We start from the raw sequence: 809 nt of genomic DNA, 5'->3' as shown, positions 1-809 counted from the left end.
GCGCACGGCTTCAACATCCACTACGGCCAGGTCGTGCCGCGCGCCGATCTGGACATCATCATGATCGCGCCGAAGGCCCCGGGCCACACCGTGCGTTCGACCTACAGCCAGGGTGGCGGCGTGCCGCACCTGATCGCCGTGTACCAGGACAAGTCGGGCAGCGCCCGTGACCTGGCCCTGTCGTACGCCACCGCCAACGGCGGCGGCCGCGCCGGCATCATCGAAACCAACTTCCGCGAAGAAACCGAAACCGACCTGTTCGGCGAGCAAGCCGTTCTGTGCGGCGGCACCGTGGACCTGATCAAGGCCGGTTTCGAAACCCTGGTGGAAGCCGGCTACGCGCCGGAAATGGCCTACTTCGAGTGCCTGCACGAACTGAAGCTGATCGTCGACCTGATCTACGAAGGCGGCATCGCCAACATGAACTACTCGATCTCGAACAACGCTGAATACGGCGAATACGTGACCGGCCCGCGCATCATCAACGACGAAAGCAAGGCCGCCATGAAGGCCGTGCTGAAGGACATCCAGACCGGCGAATACGCCAAGAGCTTCATCCTGGAAAACAAGGCCGGCGCGCCGACCCTGCTGTCGCGTCGTCGCATCAACGCCGAGCACCAGATCGAAATCGTGGGCGAGAAGCTGCGCGCCATGATGCCTTGGATCAAGGCCAACAAGCTGGTGGACCAGTCGAAGAACTAATCTGCGCATTGGTTGAGTGATTGAAAAAGGACGCTTCGGCGTCCTTTTTCTTTTATGGCTCGAACGGGACGTGTCGTATCCCGGATTGATGTGAGCACAACGAACGA

Annotated in this window: 1 protein-coding gene; it reads left to right on the top strand. The window is 60.8% G+C overall.

From position 1 onward, the window contains the following. Positions 1–702: ketol-acid reductoisomerase (gene ilvC, locus J8I26_RS22540; RefSeq protein ID WP_209609456.1), on the top strand; the 702-nt coding region annotated here is incomplete at its 5' end. Between the last annotated feature and the right edge of the window lie 107 nt (positions 703–809).

The organism is Herbaspirillum sp. LeCh32-8 (genome assembly GCF_017814915.1).
Lineage (GTDB): Bacteria > Pseudomonadota > Gammaproteobacteria > Burkholderiales > Burkholderiaceae_D > Herbaspirillum.
The sequence above is the reverse complement of the archived record's forward strand: the minus strand, read 5'-3'. Positions and strand labels throughout refer to the sequence as shown.